Here is a 2,312-nt window from a genome sequence, read left to right as displayed (position 1 = left end):
CGCCGTAGAACTCCGTCATCGCCGAGCGCACGCCTCCGCTGCCGTCGCCGAACTCCATGGAGGCGCCGTGCGACAGGGACTGGATGCCGGCGGCGCTGACGTACAAGAGCGCCCGTTACGGCGGCCGGCTCGTCAAGGTCCCCGCCCCCCCCACACACCTCCCAGAGGTGCTCAGCCTGCGGATTCACCACCCCCCGGCAGCCGAGAGAGCCAGGAACTGTTCGCCTGCAAGAACCCCGACTGCGGCTGGACAGCGAACGCCGACTGGAACGCCGCGAGGAACATCGTGCACCTGTACCGGACCGGCCACGTCATCGTGGAGGTCCCGGCCGCCGGAAGGCGCGGTCGCAGGGCGGGTAAACCGTCAAACCTGCCGCAGCAAGGTAGACAGGAATCCCCTCCCTGAGCTCGCGAAGGGAGGGGAGAACTTCAAGCTCTCACTGACTGACGATGTACCAGGTCACCGCTGCCCAGCTCGGCGAACACATCCGCGAGCACTGGGGAGTGGAGGCCCCGCACCACCTGCGCGACGTGACACTGCGCGAAGACGCCTCGAAGATCCGCACAGGCAACGCGCCACGCACCAGGGCCAGTCTGCGCAACACGGCCCTCGCGCTCGCCGAACTCGCCGGCTGACGCAACCACGCTGCCGCAGTCGATCACTGCCGGTCACACCCGACCACGCACTTGACCTGATCAAGCCCGCACCGAGAGAAGGCTCGCGGCCTCCCCCCTGTCACTGTCCCGGACGGAAGTGGCGTACTCGGCGTTGGCACACTCATGGGTGCAGCAGTCACCGGTACCGGGGGCCTGCCAGGGAGTCACCTTCTACGAACCACTGGCCACACCCCGAAGCGATAACATGCTCGTGAGCCACCGGCAGTTGAGGCTTGCCGGTTCGTAGCCGAACTGCGCGCGGTGACCGCACTGTCCCTACCCAGCCCGCACACCAGGGTGTCGACGGCGGCTGATTCACCGTCGCCGAGAGAGGGCCCGCTGTCACGCGCAGGTGCCCGCAATCAGTGTCCGCGGGGTACCCAGGCGCCCAACGCCATGCTCAGTCTCAGCAGCAGCCAGACCCTGTTGGTCACGGATCCAGGGCACTGCCCGGCACCTGTCGGGCCAGGCCAGGTGTTCGTCCACCGACCGTGCACGCGACGCTTCGTCATGCCCGCAACGGCGCAGTACACAAACGGTGCCGGAGTACGTCCACCTGCGGGACCGCTCGCCGACACCACTCACCGGCCCAGCCGGGGGGCAGATACCAGACGGGCAGTATCAGAAGAGATACGGCCCGGGGCGCGCCGGGAGAAGGGACGCCCCGGCCGTATGCACACCACAGCAACACACTCCCCACCGAGTGCTCGGGCGATGTGACCTCACCTCACGCTGCGGTTCCTCCACAATTACCCGTGGCCTCCCGTCCCCGCCAGAGTCATACGACCCGCCCGCACTCTCAGCCGACGCCATACCCACGAATACCCCGCCCTTCCCCTGCTCCTGGCGGTGCCCTCTGGCTGCGCAACGCGGGGCCGGCCCGGCGGGACGTCGTATGGGAGCAGCCACCCGCACACCTTGCGGCCGCCCTTGCCCACCGCGAACTCGCCGACGTGCCCCTCGACTTCACCTCCGACCGCCGCCAGCATCGCACCCGCCGGATCTGGCGCACCACCGAAGCGCTGCCCGCCACCCTGTACGCCGCCCGGCCCGCGATCCACGCCCTACCGCCTACCTCCAACAGGACGCCACCTCATGACCCGCACCCCGGAGACGGCCGCCGCGACCTTGCCCCGGATCCGCCTGGCGGGCCAAGTACGCCCTGCGCGCCGGCATCGAGGGCACCGTCAACCAGACCCTGCACGTCACCGGCCTGCGCCGGGCCCGCTACCGAGGGCCACCCAAGGTCCGCCTCCAACACGCCTTCTCCGCGGCCGCAGTCAACATGGTGCGCCTCGACGCCTACTGGAGCGACCAACCCCTGCGCCGGATCCGCACCAGCCGCCTCGAACGCCTCGCCTACCGACTCACCGCGTAAACCTCACCAATTGAGCAGCAGAGTCGCTGGGCGAGCGCGGCGAAGAGCTGACCAGCGAGACGACGGATGTGAAGCTGCACGAGATCCGGGCGGATCTGACCCGGGCCATGGCGCAGTTGGAGGAGTCGGTGTCCAAGCCGAAGCCCACGACGCGATGCCTGGGGCATCCGACCGGGCCAGTGGACGGGAGCGGGCGCGATTTGTGCCTGCTGTGCGAGACCCGCCGCCGGGGGGGGGGGGCGCGCCCCCCCCCCTGGTCGTCTTCGGTCGAAGGGTT

Annotated in this window: 1 protein-coding gene and 4 pseudogenes; 4 read left to right on the top strand and 1 reads right to left on the bottom strand. The window is 69.4% G+C overall.

Annotation, left to right across the window (positions count from 1 at the left end; genetic code table 11):
- Positions 1-94 (bottom strand): annotated as a pseudogene (locus ABZZ74_RS53690) (roadblock/LC7 domain-containing protein); the annotation flags it as partial.
- A gap of 1 nt (position 95) precedes the next feature.
- On the opposite strand from ABZZ74_RS53690, the pseudogene ABZZ74_RS53685 reads away from it, so the two are divergent.
- The 4 genes and pseudogenes from ABZZ74_RS53685 to ABZZ74_RS53670 form a co-directional block, all read left to right on the top strand.
- Positions 96-406, top strand: a pseudogene (locus tag ABZZ74_RS53685) (transposase); the annotation flags it as partial.
- Positions 407-450: 44 nt separating this feature from the next.
- Positions 451-636, top strand: a complete 186-nt coding sequence (locus ABZZ74_RS53680; RefSeq protein WP_356951377.1) for a hypothetical protein — start codon at positions 451-453, stop codon at positions 634-636.
- Positions 637-1,810: 1,174 nt separating this feature from the next.
- Positions 1,811-1,942 (top strand): annotated as a pseudogene (locus tag ABZZ74_RS53675) (transposase); the annotation flags it as partial.
- Between the two features lie 119 nt (positions 1,943-2,061).
- Positions 2,062-2,312: pseudogene (locus tag ABZZ74_RS53670) on the top strand (hypothetical protein); the annotation flags it as partial.

This window comes from Streptomyces sp. NPDC006476 (genome assembly GCF_040612015.1).
Lineage (GTDB): Bacteria > Actinomycetota > Actinomycetes > Streptomycetales > Streptomycetaceae > Streptomyces > Streptomyces griseorubiginosus_B.
This window is presented reverse-complemented; position numbering and strand designations above follow the sequence as displayed.

What these genes read in the sequence shown, in the direction of transcription:
- ABZZ74_RS53680 (WP_356951377.1), top strand. Translation starts at nt 451, where the DNA reads ATGTACCAGGTCACCGCTGCCCAGCTCGGCGAACACATCCGCGAGCAC.